Genomic DNA, 14445 nt, shown 5'->3' on the forward strand with positions numbered 1-14445 from the left:
TATCCTCTGATCGCGCGTCGCTCAATTCGGGCTTCGTGGTGCAACATATAGCGAACAAGGGCAAGGGGACAAATCGCTGGCGTTTTTCGCGGCGCCAGCTACGGTTCGAACCATGACGAGAAACCCCGAATGAACGAGCGCGCGGAGATCGAGGCGCTTCTGGCCCGTGCCGCGCTCGGCGAGCGCGCGGCGTTCTCGGAGCTCTATGCGCGCACGTCGGCGAAACTATTCGGGGTCATCCTGCGTGTCTTGAAGGACAGGGCGGCGGCCGAGGACGCGTTGCAGGAAAGCTACGTGAAGATCTGGCGCAACGCCGCGCGCTACCGTGCCAACGGGCTGAGCCCGATGACGTGGCTCATTACCGTGGCGCGCAACACCGCCATCGACCGGGTGCGGCGCGGCAAGACGCAGCCCGGCGGCGATGTGAGCGTCGAGGACGCGGCGCTCGCTGATCCGGCGCCCACGCCCGAGGCCGCGGCGCTGAAAAGCGACGAGCAGGCGCAGCTTCTCACCTGTTTCGAGGAGCTTGAACCCGACCGCGCGCAAGCGGTGCGCCGCGCCTACCTGGAGGGGGAGAGCTACGCCGATCTGGCCACGCGGTTCGGCGTGCCGATCAACACGATGCGGACATGGCTGCGCCGCAGCCTCTTGAAGCTGAGGGAGTGCCTGACGCGATGAGCGCGACACCGGAGAGAGACGACGACACGATCCTCGCGGGTGAATACGCGCTGGGTCTGATGTCGCCCGAGGAGGCCCGCGCCTTCGAGGCGCGTCTCGCCGCCGAACCGGGGTTGCGGGTGCTCTACGCGGCATGGTCCGAGGATTTCGCGCGCCTGGCCGAGGAGATCCCGCCAGAGACACCCCCGGCGCGCGTCCAGGCGCGGCTGGAGGAAGAGCTTTTCGGAGGGCGCCAGGGCCGGCGGCGCATGATGCCCGGCTGGTGGCCCCTGGGCGGGGCGCTGGCAGCGGTCGCGCTGGCGCTTGCGGTCGTGTTCGGCACGGACCTGTCCGAGCCCGAGCCCGCAACACCCGATTACATCGCGGAGATCGCGGCCGAGGATGGCAGCCTCGTGATCGAGGCGGGCTATCACGCGCAGGAGGCGCGGCTCGTGCTCGAGCGGCATGCGGGCGAGGCGCGGCCGGGTCGCGCGCTCGAACTGTGGTTGCTGGACGGCGACGCGCCGCCCGCATCCCTGGGCGTGCTGCCCGAGGGGCCGCAGGCGGAGTTCACCGTCGCCGAGGGCCACCGTCAGGCCCTGCCCAACGCGCGGCTTGCCATCTCGGACGAGCCACGGGGCGGATCCCCCACCGGGCTTCCGACCGGAGATGTGCTGGCCGTTGGCCGGGTCTCGTCGCTCTAGGCAGGGTGCCGCCGTGGCCAAGCGGCTGATATCTCGCGATTTATCCCGACCGCGCCCGACATGACGTTTTCGTGATGACGCCGTGATGAAACCAATGGCGCGGCGCTGCGTGTCTTCTCACAGACCGGGCAGGAAACGACCCGGCGCCGGGGGGCTATCCTGTCCCGCGGTCACGACTGACACACAGGAGAGACACACATGTTCAAGACAACACTCAGCATCATCGCCCTGACCGCAGGCAGCGCCGCAATGGCGGCCGACAATCCGATGGTCGGCGGCGCGGAAATGTATGCCGACAAGAACATCGTCGAAAACGCCGTCAATTCCGAGGACCACACGACGCTCGTTAAGCTCGTCAAGTCGGCCGGCCTCGTGGAGACGCTGTCGGGCGAAGGTCCGTTCACCGTATTCGCGCCCACGAACGAAGCCTTCACGAAGCTTCCCGCGGGCACCGTCGAGACGGTGACGCAGCCCGAGAACAAGGAAATGCTCACCCAGGTCCTGACGTGTCACGTGGTCGCGGCCAACGCGATGTCGGATGCGATTGCCGGCATGATCGCGGATGATGGTGGCGATCATCCGGTCGAGACCGTGGGCGGCTGTGTCCTTTCGGCCAAGATGGACGGCGACACGATCACGCTGACCGACGAGAACGGCCGGACGGCGAACGTGACGATCGCGGATGTCAAACAGTCCAACGGTGTGATCCACGTCATCGACGGCGTGATCCTGCCCAAGCAGTAACGAGTAATCACGCGATTGTGGGGGGCCGTCGGCTTGTCCGGCGGCCCTTCGTGTTCCATTTTTTGCACAAGTCATTCGAGGAGAGGGGAGTTACGACATGAAACGGCGACAATTCATCCTATCGGGCCTGTTGGCGGGCACCGCGATGACGCGCGGCACCGGCGCAACGGCCGCGGCCGAGGGAAAGTTCGAGGTCACGCGCAGCGAAGAAGAATGGCGCGAGATGCTGAGCGAGCGCGAATATCACGTCATGCGCGAGGAAGGCACCGAGCCGGCCGGAAGCTCGCCGCTCGACAAGATCTACGAGCCGGGCATCTATCACTGCCGGGGCTGCGACCAGGCGCTCTATTCGAGCGAGACGAAATTCGACAGCGGCACCGGCTGGCCCAGCTTCTGGGAGGCGCTGCCGGACGCGGTGGGCACGAAGGAGGATCGCAAGCTGCTGTTCTACGTGCGGACCGAATGCCATTGCGACCGCTGCGGAAGTCATCTTGGCCATATCTTCGATGATGGTCCCGAACCGACGGGCAAGCGGCATTGCATCAACGGCGTGAGCCTCGTCTTCAAGCCGGCGGAGGCGTGATCGGGGCGGTCCCCGCGTGCAACCTTTTGCCCCGGGCCGCGTTGAGCGCCTGAACCGGGTCGCGCCGCGGCCCGAACGAGGATCAACGAAAGGAGCATATCATGCCAGTGAGCAAAGCATCCGCCGTCTGGAAGGGCGATCTGAAAAGCGGCAAGGGCCATATCAGCACCGGGAGTGGCGCGCTCGACGATCAGCCCTATGGTTTCAACACGCGCTTCGAGGGCGCGCCGGGCACCAACCCCGAGGAACTGGTCGGCGCGGCCCACGCGGGGTGCTACGCGATGGCCATGTCGTTGGGGCTGGGCGAGCGTGACCTCAAGGCCGAGGAGATCGACACGCGGGCGAAGGTGACGCTCGAGGAGAAGGATGGTGGCTTTGCCGTGACCAAAGTGCATCTCGACGTCGAGGCGAAGATATCGGGCATCAGCGAGTCGGATTTCCAGGAGGTGGCGGAGGCCACCAAGAAGAACTGCCCGATTTCGAAACTGCTGACCGCCGAGATCACGCTCGACGCGAAGCTGAAGTCGTAAGCGCGACAGGTCGCGCGAGGACGGGGCGGGCCGGAACGGCCCGCCTTTTCCGATTCCAAGCCACGGAAATCATTTGAAATTCCGGCTCTGCTTGATCTGTTCCCAGGCCCACATGACCTCTTGCAACTGCTCTTCCTGGCTGCGGTCGCCGCCGTTGATGTCGGGATGCAGCACCTTGATGAGCTTCTTGTAGGACTTGCGGATATCGGCCTTGGTCCAGTCGTCCTTGGCCTCGAGTATCTCGACGGCGCGACGCTCGGTCGGGGGCAGCTTGCGCCCGCCGCCCTTCTGCTTGCCGGGGTTGCGGGTGGCATTGACGCCCAGAACCTGATGCGGATCCTCGATCCCCAGCCGCGCCCAGGCGCGCGCCTCGGGGTCGGTGAAGGACTTGGTCTGGCGTTCCCAGACCTTGTCCTTGGACATCTGGGCGTTCATCTCGGCCTCGGTGGTGCCGTTGAAGAAGTTCCACTTGAGATTGTATTCGCGCACGTGCTGCTGGCAGAACCAGAAGTAATCGTCGAGCACGTCGGGGGCCTTGGGTGCGCGGTACTTGCCGGGTTCCTGGCAGCCCTCGTGATCGCAGATGCGGGTCGAGGTTTCGGACGCACCGGACATGCCGCGGCGACCGCGGGGGTTCTTCTTCTTGGCGGACGACACGGACATGTCGAAGCCGAAGGGATCGGATTTGGCCATGATGCTCCCCTTTGCGACTCGGAGCGGAGAGAATAGGCTATTGGCCGGTGAATTGAAGGGGGTGGGGTGAAAAAGATGACGAGGTCGGAGGAGATACGCGCACGGCTCGACGCCCGGTTCGGCGCGGGTGCGGCGGAGGTGGTGGACGAAAGCGAAGCGCATCGCGGCCACGCGGGATACCAGGAGGGGGGCGAGAGCCACTTCCGGGTGCGGATCCGGGCGCCGGAACTGGAGAAAAGCTCAAGGATTTCAAGGCACCGGGCCGTTCACGCGGCCATCGGCCCCGACCTCATGGGGCGCATTCACGCGCTGGCGATCGAGATCGAGACCGCGGAATCCTAACCCTTGGGGCGGTTGCTGTTGGCAGGCGTGGCAGTGTCCGGCTCGGGCGATGTGTCGCGGGGGGTCTCGTCCTCGGTGGCGGGCTCGGGTGCCGCATCGGGCTCGGACTCGGCGCTCTCGGGAGGGGTCGGCGCGGGGCCGGTATGGGCCTCGGGGACCGGGCGCTGGAAGACGAGAAGCGTGCGGTAGACGGTCGTCGTCGAGGTGAGGCCCTGGCGCTCCTCGGAGGGCAGGATGTCGGCGCGCAGGTAGCTCCAGCCTTTGGCGCCCATCTCGTTCATGAGGGTCTCGACCGCGTGGGCGAAGCGCGCCTCGGGGCCCTTCACCCCCTTGTCCTTCAACCCCTTGTTCGGGGCAGGAATAACTTTGTATTCAACGCGTTGCATGGGTTTCTTGATCCTGTTTCAGGCGGATTTGCGGGGGATGCCGACGCGGCGGCCGACGCCGTCGGGGCGCGGCCAGGCGGCGTGTTCGCGCGCCATGGCGGCGACGCGGGCCTCGATCTCGGGCGGCATCGGTGTGACCCTGGGGCCGTCGAGATCGACGTGGAGCGTCAGCCCCTCGCCGGTGGCCGAGATCCAGCCATCCTCGTGGTAGAGTTGCTGGAACGTGTGAAAGCGCTTCGCGTCGTGGTCGATGAGCCAGAAGGACGCGCGCAACCGATCCCCGAGCTTGACCTCGCGCAGGTAGCGCAGGTGGAATTCGCCCGAGAAAGTCGTGTGATTGCGGGTCTTTACGTAGTCGGGACCGAAGCCGAACCGCTCGAACACCTCGTCGGCGGCCCGGTCGAAGAGAACCGTGTAGTAGCCCATGTTGAGATGGTTGTTGTGGTCGATCCAACCGGGCTCGATCTCGAGCCAGGAAGAGAGGATGGGGGCGGGTTGGGTCATCGAGGGCTGAACTCTGCTTGCGCGGCGCCCCCGGATTAGTGACCCACGTCGCGGAATGCAAAGGGAAAGGGTTGCCGGAGTGTTGACGGGGCGCGCGGCGTTTCGGTGCCGCCACGCGGTGCATGGCGGCGAATCGGCTGGTTAACAAGGGAAAAGGCGCCGAATCCCGACGTCGGTATCCATGTCGGTATCCACGTCGGTATCGCGTCGGTGCAAATCGGGCCGAGGGGCGGGATTAAGCCTGCGAACGGTGGGTAGCGCGATCCTTGCAGGTGCGCGCGGTCGGATCGCGGGGCTTGGTTCCGGGCGGCGGGACGGGATAGGGTCGGCGGCATGGAACCCCTGCCGAGCCGCCCCGTCGACCTGGTGCTTCTGCTGACGCCGCATTTCAACATCGCGGCGACGATGGCGTTTCTCGATCCGTTCCGGGTGGCGAACTATCTCGGCGGACGGCAGCGGTTCCGCTGGCGGCTGGTGAGCGAGGCGGGGGGCATGGTCGTGGCGAGCAACGGCACGCGGCTCGAGACCGAGGCGTTGGAGGCGCTGGGGGACACCCGGCCCGAGATCGTGATCGTCACGAGCAGCTGGACGCCCGAGCGGTTCGCGAGCCGCGCCGTTCTGACCGCGATCCGGCGTTTCGCGCGGGCGGGTGCCTATCTCGGCGCGCTCGACACGGGCGCGATGATCCTCGCGGAGGCGGGGCTTCTGACCGGGCGGCGGGCGACGGTGCATTACGAGCATATCGACGCCATGGCCGAGCGGTTTCCCGATGTGGAGGTGGTCGAGGACCTTTTCGTGCACGAGGGCCGCACCGGGAGCGCCTGCGGCGGGGTGGCGGCCGGGGAATACGCGCTCACGCTGCTGCGGGGGCTGGTGGGCGACGCGCTGACCAATGATTGCGCGAAATACCTGTTCGTGGGCGAGGTGCGCGGCCCCGGCACGCGGCAGACCGACGCGCGGCGCGAGCCGCTGGGCAACACCGCGCCGCCCAAGGTGCGCCGGGCCATCGACATCATGGAGCGGCATCTCGAGGAGCCGGTCACGATCGCCGAGATCGCGCACGCGGCGGGCCTGTCGCAGCGCCAGCTCGACCGGCTGTTCCGGCGCTATGTCCGGGTGAGCCCGCAGGTCTATTACCGCGACATACGGCTTGACCGGGCGCGCGGCCTCGTCACGCAGACCGAGATGCCGATCGCCGAGGTGGCGCTTGCCTCGGGTTTCGCGAGCCCGGTCTATTTCGGGCGGGCCTACAAGGCGCGGTTCGGCCTTGCTCCGTCGCGGGACCGGATCGAGGGGCGGGTGCCGTTCGAGTTTCGCGCCTGGCCGATGCAACGGGCGGGTGGCGAATGAGGGTGAATCGATGGCGAATGAGATATGGCTCAGATGGCGGGTTCCGCGCCATGATGGGCGCGTCGAATGCGTTGCTGGGAGGGCGGAGCCATGACGGAATTGCCATCGAAATCGGAGTTCAGGGAAATCGGGCGCGGCTGGAGCGCGGACGAGGGGCGGTCGATGTCGCTTCGTGCCGACGCCTATACGCGGGCCGAGTGGTTCGAGGCGGACCGCCGCGCGATCCTCGCCCGGTCGTGGCAGTGGGTGTGCCACGTGGAGAAGCTGCGCACTCCCGGCAGCTATGTCACGGTGGATATCGCGGGCTATCCGATCGCCGTGGTGCGTGACCGCGAGGGCGTGTTGCGTGCCTTCTGGAACGTGTGCAAGCACCGGGCGCATCACCTGCTTTCGGGCGAGGGAGAGACGACGCGGATCATGTGCCCCTATCATGCCTGGGTCTACAAGCTGGACGGGCAACTGGTGCGCGCGCCCGAGACCGAGCACCTGGAGGATTTCAACACGGGCGACATCTGCCTCGACGCCGTGCAGGTCGAGGAGTTCGCGGGGTTCGTCTATGTGAACCTCGATCCCGACGCCAAGCCGCTGCGCGAGCAGTCGGGCAACCTCGAGACCGAGATCCGGCATTGGGCGCCCGATATCGACAAGCTGACCTTCGGGCACAGGCTCACCTACGACATCCGGTCCAACTGGAAGAACGTGGTGGACAACTTCCTCGAGTGCTACCACTGCCCGACGGCGCACAAGGATTTCTGCGACCTCGTGGACATGGACACCTACAAGGTCACGACCCATGGCATCTATTCGAGCCACATGGCCGAGGCCGGGAAGAGCGAGAACAGCGCCTATGACGTGTCGAACGCGACGGTGCGGACGCATGCGGTCTGGTGGCTCTGGCCCACGACCTGCCTCATGCGCTATCCGGGGCGGTCGTCGATGATCGTGCTGAACGTCATCCCCGTGGGGCCGGACCGCACGCTCGAGACCTATGATTTCTTCCTCGAGACGCCCGAGCCGGACCCGATGGAACTGGACGCGATGCGCTATCTCGACGAGGTGTTGCAGGTCGAGGATATCGCCCTTGTCGAGAGCGTGCAGCGCGGCATGGAGACGCCCGCCTTCACGCAGGGCCGCATCGTCAACGACCCGACCGGATCGGGCAAGTCCGAGCACGCGGTGCATCATTTCCACGGGCTTGTGCTTGATGCCTATGCCCGCGCGGCGGGTGCGGCGGCGTGAGGCTGGACGGCAAGGTCGCGCTCGTCACCGGCGGGCGCGGGGGGATCGGGCGGGCGATTTGCGCCCGTTTCGAGCGCGAGGGCGCGACGGTCTACGCGGCTGACCTGAGTGAAAGCGGATCGCTGGACGAGGCGGGGGGCGCCGCGCGCTTCCTGCGCCTCGACGTGGCGAGCGAGGACGAGGCGCGCGCGGCGATGGCGCGGGTGGACGCGGAGGAAGGGCGGCTCGACATCCTAGTGAATGCGGCCGGCATCGAGATCGAGAAGACCATCGAGGAGACGAGCCTCGAGGAGTGGAACCGCTCCTTCGCGGTCAACGTGACGGGCACGTTCCTGTGCTCGAAACACGCGCTGCCGCTTCTGCGGAAGGGGGCGGGCGCGAACATCGTCAATTTCGGCAGCTATGACGGGTTCATCGCCGATCCGGGCCTCGCCGCCTATTGCGCCACGAAGGGCGCGGTGCATGCGCTGACCCGCGCGATGGCCTGCGATCACGGGCCGGAGGGCATCCGCGTGAACGCGATCTGCCCGGGCTATATCGACACGCCGATGTTGCAGAGCTTCTTCGGCGGCGAGGGGTCGGGCGCAGGCGGCAAGTCGATCGACGAGTTGCAACAGGCGGTGCGCGACGTGCACCCGACCCGGACCTATGGCACGCCCGAGGATATCGCGAACCTCGTCACGTGGCTTGCCTCGGACGAGGCGCGCTATGCGAGCGGGCAGCTCTGGGTGCTGGACGGGGGCCTTTCGGCGCAGGTGCAGCAGATGCGCCTGTGAGGGCGCGCGCGGGGAGCGGTCTGACGGGATGAAATGGCGGGCGGTCGCCCGGGGAGGAACGACATGGGGAAATCGGTCATCATCACCTGCGCGCCGACGGGGGGCATCCACACCCCGTCGATGAGCCCGCACCTGCCGGTGACGCCCGCCGAGATCGCCACCGCGAGCATCGAGGCGGCGGAGGCGGGCGCGTCGATCATCCACCTGCACGCGCGCGATCCCGAGACGGGCCGGCCGGACCACCGCTACGAGACGTTCTCGCAGTTCCTGCCGGTCATCAAGCAGGCGACGGATGCGGTGATCAACGTCTCGACGGGCGCGGGGCTGGGCATGAGCATGGAGGAGCGGCTTCTGGCCGCGACGACCGCCAGCCCGGAGATGGCGAGCCTCAACATGGGGTCGATGAATTTCGGGATCTTCCCGCTTCTGCAGAAATACTCGGAGTTCGAGCATGACTGGGAGCGGCCGTTCCTGGAGATGACCGAGGATTTCATTTTCCCGAACACGTTCAAGACGATACGATACGCTCTTGAGAACCTGGGTGAAGTGCATGGCACGCGGTTCGAGTTCGAGTGCTACGACCTGGGCCATCTCTACAACGTGAAATGGTTCGTGGACCAGGGCCTCATCAAGCCGCCCTTTTTCATCCAGATGGTTTTCGGCATCCTGGGGGGCATGGGGGCGGAGCTCGATCACCTGGTGCACCTGCACCGCACCGCCGATCGCCTGTTCGGGGCGGAGAATTACGAGTGGTCGGTGCTGGCCGCCGGGCGCCACCAGATGCCGTTCGCCACGCAGAGCGCGATGCTCGGCGGAAACCTGCGGGTGGGGCTGGAGGACAGCCTCTATATCGGCAAGGGCGAGCTTGCCACGTCGAACGCGGAACAGGTGGAGCGGATACGCGGCATCGTCGAGGCGCTGGGCCTCAGCGTGGCCACGCCCGACGAGGCGCGCGAGCGGCTGGCGCTCAAGGGCGCGGACCGGGTGGCGTTCTGAGACGGAAAGGACAGGGATATGCAGACGAAGATGTTGATCAATGGCGAGATGACCGAGGGCACGGGCGCGGCGCTGCCGGTGCTCGACCCCGCGACCGGGGCCGAGGTGGCGCGCATCGCGGAGGCGGGTGCCGAGCAGGTGGAGGCGGCGGCGCGTGCCGCGCATGAGGCTTTCGAGACCTATCGCCTGACCACGCCGGGCGAGCGCGCGGCGCATCTCCTGGCCATCGCGGACGTGATCGAGGCCAATGTCGAGGAGCTTGCCGAGCTGGAGACGCTCGACGTGGGCAAGCCCTGGCCGATGGCGCGCGACGAGGAGATGCCGCTTGTCATCGACACGTTCCGCTTCATGGCGGGGGCCGCGCGGACGATGGGCGGCTCGGCGACGGCGGAATACGTGGCGGGCCACACCTCGATGATCCGCCGCGATCCGATCGGGCCGGTGGCGTCGATCGCGCCGTGGAACTATCCGCTGATGATGGCCTCGTGGAAGATCGCCGCGCCGCTGGCGGCGGGCTGCACGATGGTGCTGAAGCCTTCGGAGATCACGCCGCTCGCCACGCTGCGGCTGGCCGAGCTTCTGGCCGACGTGCTGCCGAAGGGCGTCTTCAACGTCATCCACGGGCGCGGGCCGAGCGTGGGCGACCAGCTTATCAACGACGCGCGGATGGAAGGCATTTCGATCACCGGCTCGCCCGCCACCGGCAAGGCCGCGATGCGCGCGGCGAGCGAGAAGATCCGTCACGTGCACCTGGAGCTTGGCGGCAAGGCGCCGGTCATCGTGCTCGATGACGCCGACGTGGGCGCGCTGGCCGAAACGATCCGCTTCGGCGCGTTCTTCAACGCGGGGCAGGACTGTGCGCAGCCCTGCCGGATCATGGTGCAGGCGGGCATCTATGACGAGGTGCTGAAGGCGGTGAGCGACCAGGTGGGCCAGATCCGCATCGGCGGACCAAGGGCGGAGGGCACCGAGATGGGCCCCATCGTCTCGGCCGAGCAGCGCGACCGCGTCGCGGGCTTCGTGGAACGCGCGCGCGACGGCGCGGAGGTGGCCGTGGGCGGCGGCACGGGCGAGGGCGACGGGTTCTTCTACCAGCCGACGGTCGTGGCCAACGTGGACAACGACGCGGAAATCGCGCGCTCGGAGGTGTTCGGCCCGGTGGTGACGCTGTCGCGGATCAAGGATGCCGATGAGGCGTTGCGGATCGCCAACGCGGGCGATTACGGCCTCGCTTCGTCGGTCTGGACGCGCGACCTGTCGAGCGCGATGACGCTCAGCGCGCGGTTGCGCTATGGCATGACCTGGGTGAACACGCACGGCGTGCCGACGCCCGAGATGCCCTGGGCCGCGATGAAGGGGTCGGGCACCGGCTGTGACATGAGCGTTTACGCGCTCGACGCCTACACGGCGGTCCGGCACGTCATGGTCGCGTATTGATGCGGCTGGCGGGGAAGCGCGCGCTCGTCACCGGCGGCCGGCAGGGGATCGGGCGCGGCATCGTCGAGGCGTTCATGGCCGAAGGCGCGGAGGTCGTGACCTGCGGGCGCGGCGCGCGGCCCGACGGGTTGCCCGACGCTTGCGGCTGGGTCGCGGTGGACGTGGCCGACCCCGCGCAGGTGGCCGAGATGGCGCGCGAGGTGGGCGAGATCGACATCCTCGTCAACAATGCGGGCGTGCAGGTGGAAAAAACCGTGGCCGAGAGCACCGATGCGGACTGGGATGCGGTCGTCGGGGTGAATTGCCGGGGCGTGTTCAACTGCGCGCGCGCCTTCCTGCCGCAGATGCGCGCGGGCGGTTCGATCATCAATATCGGGTCCATTTCAGGGCGCGTGGCCGATCCGGGGATGGCGCTTTACAATGCGTCCAAAGCCTTCGTGCACGGGCTGACGCGCTCGATCGCCGTCGATCACGGGCCGCGCGTGCGGTGCAACGCGATCTGTCCGGGCTGGATCGAGACGGGGATGCTCGAGGCCGGGTTCGCGCAGGCCGGCGACCCGGAGGCGGCGCGCGAGGATGCGCTGGCACGGCACGCGGTGCGCAGGTTCGGGCAACCGCGCGACATCGCGGCGATGGCCGTGTGGCTGGCAAGCGACGAGGCGGCGTTCGCGACGGGGCAGATGTTCACCGTCGATGGTGGCATGACGGCGGCATCGCCGATCAACACGGGGGTTTTCTGATGGCGATCACGCACACGGCGGTCCTGGGGGCCGGCACCATCGGCGCGAGCTGGACCGCGCTTTTCCTCGCGTCGGGGCGCTCGGTCGCGGTGTTCGATCCCGATGCCGGGGCCGAGGCGAGGGTGCGGGCCTACGTGGCGCGGGCGTGGGAGACGATGGAGGCGCTGGGCCTGACCGGGCGCGGCGATCCCGAGCGCGTGAGCTTTCATGCGAGCGCGGCAGAGGCCGTGGCGGGCGCGGGGTTCGTGCAGGAGAACGTGCCCGAGCGCGTGGCGATCAAGCACGCGACATTCGCCGAGATCGAACCGGCGCTGGCCACCGGCGCGGTGGTGGCGAGCTCGGCCTCGGGGCTGACGCTGGGGCAGATGCAGGAGGGGTGGCGCGATCCGGCGCCGCTGATCCTCGGGCATCCGTTCAACCCGCCGCACCTGATCCCGCTGGTCGAGGTGATGGGCAACGCCCGCACCGGCGCAGGCGTCGTCGAGGCGGCGGAGGCGTTCTATGCCGACCTGGGCAAGGTCACGATCCGGGTGCGCAAGGAGGTGCCGGGGCACGTGGCGAACCGGCTTCAGGCCGCCGTGTGGCGGGAGGCCATCCACCTCGTGCAGGAGGGCGTGGCGAGCGTGGGCGACGTGGACCGCGCCATGTCGGCGGGGCCGGGGCTGCGCTGGGCCGCGATGGGACCGACGACGCTTTTCGGCCTGGGCGCGGGAGAGCAGGGATTGGGTGCGTTCTGTGCGCATTTCGCCGACACGTTCAACGGGTGGTGGGATGACCTTGGCACGCCGCGCCTGACGCCGGAGGTGGCGGATATGCTCGAGCGGGGCCTGCGCGAGGAGACCGGGGACGAGAGCGTCGCGGAGCGGGCGGCGCGGCGCGACGCGATGATCGTGGCCATGATGCGCGCCCTGCGCGAGGTCGAGACCCGATGACCGGGGACGCGATGCTGGAGCCGCAGGACTGGAGCTTTCCGGTGCCGATCGCCTATGGGCCGGGGCGGCTGTCCGAGCTGGGTGCGCGGCTGGCCGGGATGGGCGTCGCGCGGGTGCTGATCGTGACCGACCGGGGGAGCCGCGACCTGCCTTTCATCGGCCGGCTGGCGGACGTGCTGGGCGCGGCGGGCCTCGAGAGCGATCTCTACGCCGGGTTCTCGCCCAATCCGCGCGATGACGAGGTGGGCGCGGGTGCCGCGATGGTGCGCGAGGGTGGCCATGACGCGGTGATCGGCATCGGCGGCGGGAGCGCGATGGACGGGGCGAAGGCCATCTGCCTGACCGCGCGGAGTGGTGTCGATCTCTGGGATTTCGAGTTCGAGAGCGCGGTGCCGGAGGTGGGCGACGCGTTCCCGGTGCTCGTCACCGTGCCGACGACCGCGGGAACGGGCGCCGAGACCGAGAGCACGGCGATGATCACCCACGTGGACAGGGGCATGAAGTTCTGCGTCTGGCACCCCGCGCTCAAGCCCGCGCTGGCGGTGCTGGATCCGGAATTGACCGTTGGATTGCCCGGGACGCTGACCGCGTGGACGGGGGCGGATGCGCTGACCCACGCGATCGAGGCCTATCTCGTGCCGGGGTTCCATCCGCTTTGCGACGGGCTGGCGCTCGAGGGGTTGCGGCTTGTCGCGCGGTGGCTGCCGGTGGCGGTGGCCGAGCCCGGCAACATGGCCGCGCGGGGCGGGATGCTGGTGGGGTCGTGCCTTGCGGGGATCGCGTTCCTGAAGGGGCTGGGGCTTGTCCATGCCATCTCGCACATGGTGGGGGCGGAGTATGACACGCAGCATGGGCTCACGAACGCGGTGATCCTGCCGGTGGTGCTGCGCTACAACCTCGCGGAAGGGCGCGAGGCCGGGAAGGTCGCGCGGATGGCCGAGGCGATGGGGCTTTCGGGGCGCGACGAGGGGGCATTGATCGCGGGGGTGGAGCGGATGCTGGACGGGATCGGCATTCCGCGCAGCCTGGCCGAGATCGGTGTGCCCGAGGACTGCGCCGCGCGGATCGCCGCGAAGGCGGTGCAGGACAGCGCCGCCGGGACCAACCCGCGCGAGGCGGGGGTGGCCGAGGTCGAGGCGCTGGTGCGGGAGGCCATTCGCGGCGCCCGGTAGGGACCAGCGAGTTGCGCTGCATCATGTGTTGCGCTATGTGTTGCAGGAAGTGGCGACCGTGGCGAGAGGACCTGATGCCAGCCCCCCTGCATATCCGCGACATCGGTGAGGACCGGAAGGCGGCCCTCGAAACCGAGGCCAAGGCCGCGGGCAAGTCGATTGCCGATGTGGTTCGGGACTGGATCGATGCGGGCATCGCGAAATCGCGCGCGGAGCGGGAGCAGGCCGCCTGGATCGCCGCCGCGAGGGAAGGCATCGCGGATGAGGCGCGTCACCTCGAGCGGAACGGCCCGAGCCTGGCCCGGTTTCGGCAGGTGGGTGCCGGAAAGCCCTGATGCAAGGTGCCATTCACCGACTTCGGGACGGCGATGAACTGGTCTGTCGTGTCCAGACCGACCTGGGTGTCGAGACCCCATACGTCCTGTGCGCCCCGGTGCTGCCCCGGTCGGACTGGGGGGCGTTGACGCCGAAGCTGCATGTTCCGATCACCCTGAACGCGGAGGCCCATGTCGTCCTCATGTCGCAGATGGTCGCGATACCCGGTGCGGCCATGGGGCCGGTGGTGGGGGACGTCTGGGCGTGGCGCGACGACATCGTCGCGGCGGTCGACCTTCTGGTTTGGGGATTCTGACCGCGTGCGCCGGGCCGAAGCCCGGCCTT

Annotated in this window: 19 protein-coding genes; 16 read left to right on the top strand and 3 right to left on the bottom strand. The window is 68.1% G+C overall.

The features are described 5' to 3' along the window. Positions 1-129 precede the first annotated feature (129 nt). From K1T73_RS07285 to K1T73_RS07305, 5 genes are all read left to right on the top strand, one after another. Positions 130-678, top strand: coding sequence for a sigma-70 family RNA polymerase sigma factor (locus tag K1T73_RS07285; protein ID WP_220603266.1), 549 nt, complete (start codon positions 130-132; stop codon positions 676-678). Further along, positions 675-1361 carry an anti-sigma factor domain-containing protein gene (locus K1T73_RS07290; protein ID WP_220603267.1) on the top strand — a complete coding sequence of 229 codons (687 nt, stop codon included), beginning with the start codon at positions 675-677 and terminating at the stop codon, positions 1359-1361. Before K1T73_RS07285 ends, K1T73_RS07290 begins: the two co-directional genes overlap by 4 nt. Positions 1362-1559: 198 nt before the next feature. Next, entirely contained in the window at positions 1560-2105 is a 546-nt protein-coding gene (locus K1T73_RS07295) for a fasciclin domain-containing protein (RefSeq protein ID WP_220603268.1), read from the top strand. A 97-nt stretch (positions 2106-2202) separates the two neighbouring features. Continuing rightward, positions 2203-2688 carry a peptide-methionine (R)-S-oxide reductase MsrB gene (msrB, locus tag K1T73_RS07300; RefSeq protein WP_220603269.1) on the top strand — a complete coding sequence of 162 codons (486 nt, stop codon included), beginning with the start codon at positions 2203-2205 and terminating at the stop codon, positions 2686-2688. A gap of 101 nt (positions 2689-2789) precedes the next feature. Next, entirely contained in the window at positions 2790-3218 is a 429-nt protein-coding gene (locus K1T73_RS07305) for an OsmC family protein (protein WP_220603270.1), read from the top strand. Positions 3219-3287: 69 nt separating this feature from the next. Here K1T73_RS07305 and K1T73_RS07310 read toward each other — a convergent pair whose 3' ends face one another. Beyond that, positions 3288-3911: a DnaJ domain-containing protein gene (locus K1T73_RS07310; RefSeq protein WP_220603271.1), complete on the bottom strand. Its 624-nt coding sequence runs from the start codon at positions 3909-3911 to the stop codon at positions 3288-3290. A gap of 75 nt (positions 3912-3986) precedes the next feature. Between K1T73_RS07310 and K1T73_RS07315 the strand changes: the two genes are divergently transcribed. Then, positions 3987-4253 (top strand): BolA family transcriptional regulator, encoded by a 267-nt coding sequence (locus K1T73_RS07315; protein WP_220603272.1) that lies wholly within the window; start codon positions 3987-3989, stop codon positions 4251-4253. Here the strand turns inward: K1T73_RS07315 and K1T73_RS07320 are convergent. Next, positions 4250-4639, bottom strand: coding sequence for a DUF4177 domain-containing protein (locus K1T73_RS07320; RefSeq protein ID WP_220603273.1), 390 nt, complete (start codon positions 4637-4639; stop codon positions 4250-4252). The two genes, K1T73_RS07315 and K1T73_RS07320, sit on opposite strands and share 4 nt — an antisense overlap. An 18-nt stretch (positions 4640-4657) precedes the next feature. Beyond that, positions 4658-5143 carry a thioesterase family protein gene (locus tag K1T73_RS07325; RefSeq protein ID WP_220603274.1) on the bottom strand — a complete coding sequence of 162 codons (486 nt, stop codon included), beginning with the start codon at positions 5141-5143 and terminating at the stop codon, positions 4658-4660. A gap of 333 nt (positions 5144-5476) precedes the next feature. Between K1T73_RS07325 and K1T73_RS07330 the strand changes: the two genes are divergently transcribed. The 10 genes from K1T73_RS07330 to K1T73_RS07375 all read left to right on the top strand — a co-directional run bounded on the left by K1T73_RS07330 (position 5477) and on the right by K1T73_RS07375 (position 14416). After that, positions 5477-6493 carry a GlxA family transcriptional regulator gene (locus K1T73_RS07330; RefSeq protein ID WP_220603275.1) on the top strand — a complete coding sequence of 339 codons (1017 nt, stop codon included), beginning with the start codon at positions 5477-5479 and terminating at the stop codon, positions 6491-6493. Positions 6494-6583: 90 nt separating this feature from the next. Beyond that, the gene (locus K1T73_RS07335; protein WP_220603276.1) at positions 6584-7732 is read left to right on the top strand and encodes an SRPBCC family protein; all 1149 of its coding nucleotides are present in this window, start codon (positions 6584-6586) and stop codon (positions 7730-7732) included. Then, the gene (locus K1T73_RS07340; RefSeq protein WP_220603277.1) at positions 7729-8508 is read left to right on the top strand and encodes an SDR family NAD(P)-dependent oxidoreductase; all 780 of its coding nucleotides are present in this window, start codon (positions 7729-7731) and stop codon (positions 8506-8508) included. The genes K1T73_RS07335 and K1T73_RS07340 overlap by 4 nt, the downstream gene beginning before the upstream one ends. 63 nt (positions 8509-8571) lie before the next feature. After that, positions 8572-9504: a 3-keto-5-aminohexanoate cleavage protein gene (locus K1T73_RS07345; protein WP_220603278.1), complete on the top strand. Its 933-nt coding sequence runs from the start codon at positions 8572-8574 to the stop codon at positions 9502-9504. An 18-nt stretch (positions 9505-9522) separates the two neighbouring features. Continuing rightward, entirely contained in the window at positions 9523-10941 is a 1419-nt protein-coding gene (locus K1T73_RS07350) for an aminobutyraldehyde dehydrogenase (RefSeq protein ID WP_220603279.1), read from the top strand. Continuing rightward, positions 10941-11681, top strand: coding sequence for an SDR family NAD(P)-dependent oxidoreductase (locus K1T73_RS07355; protein WP_220603280.1), 741 nt, complete (start codon positions 10941-10943; stop codon positions 11679-11681). The genes K1T73_RS07350 and K1T73_RS07355 overlap by 1 nt, the downstream gene beginning before the upstream one ends. Then, on the top strand, positions 11681-12613 hold the full coding sequence (locus tag K1T73_RS07360) for a 3-hydroxyacyl-CoA dehydrogenase NAD-binding domain-containing protein (protein ID WP_220603281.1): 933 nt from the start codon (positions 11681-11683) through the stop codon (positions 12611-12613). The genes K1T73_RS07355 and K1T73_RS07360 overlap by 1 nt, the downstream gene beginning before the upstream one ends. Continuing rightward, positions 12610-13785, top strand: a complete 1176-nt coding sequence (locus tag K1T73_RS07365) for an iron-containing alcohol dehydrogenase (RefSeq protein WP_220603282.1) — start codon at positions 12610-12612, stop codon at positions 13783-13785. Before K1T73_RS07360 ends, K1T73_RS07365 begins: the two co-directional genes overlap by 4 nt. Before the next feature lie 74 nt (positions 13786-13859). Continuing rightward, positions 13860-14120 carry a hypothetical protein gene (locus K1T73_RS07370; RefSeq protein ID WP_220603283.1) on the top strand — a complete coding sequence of 87 codons (261 nt, stop codon included), beginning with the start codon at positions 13860-13862 and terminating at the stop codon, positions 14118-14120. Beyond that, the gene (locus tag K1T73_RS07375) at positions 14120-14416 is read left to right on the top strand and encodes a CcdB family protein (RefSeq protein WP_220603284.1); all 297 of its coding nucleotides are present in this window, start codon (positions 14120-14122) and stop codon (positions 14414-14416) included. Before K1T73_RS07370 ends, K1T73_RS07375 begins: the two co-directional genes overlap by 1 nt. Positions 14417-14445: the final 29 nt, after the last annotated feature.

Source organism: Roseovarius sp. SCSIO 43702, from assembly GCF_019599045.1.
In the GTDB taxonomy this organism is placed as follows: Bacteria; Pseudomonadota; Alphaproteobacteria; order Rhodobacterales; family Rhodobacteraceae; genus Roseovarius.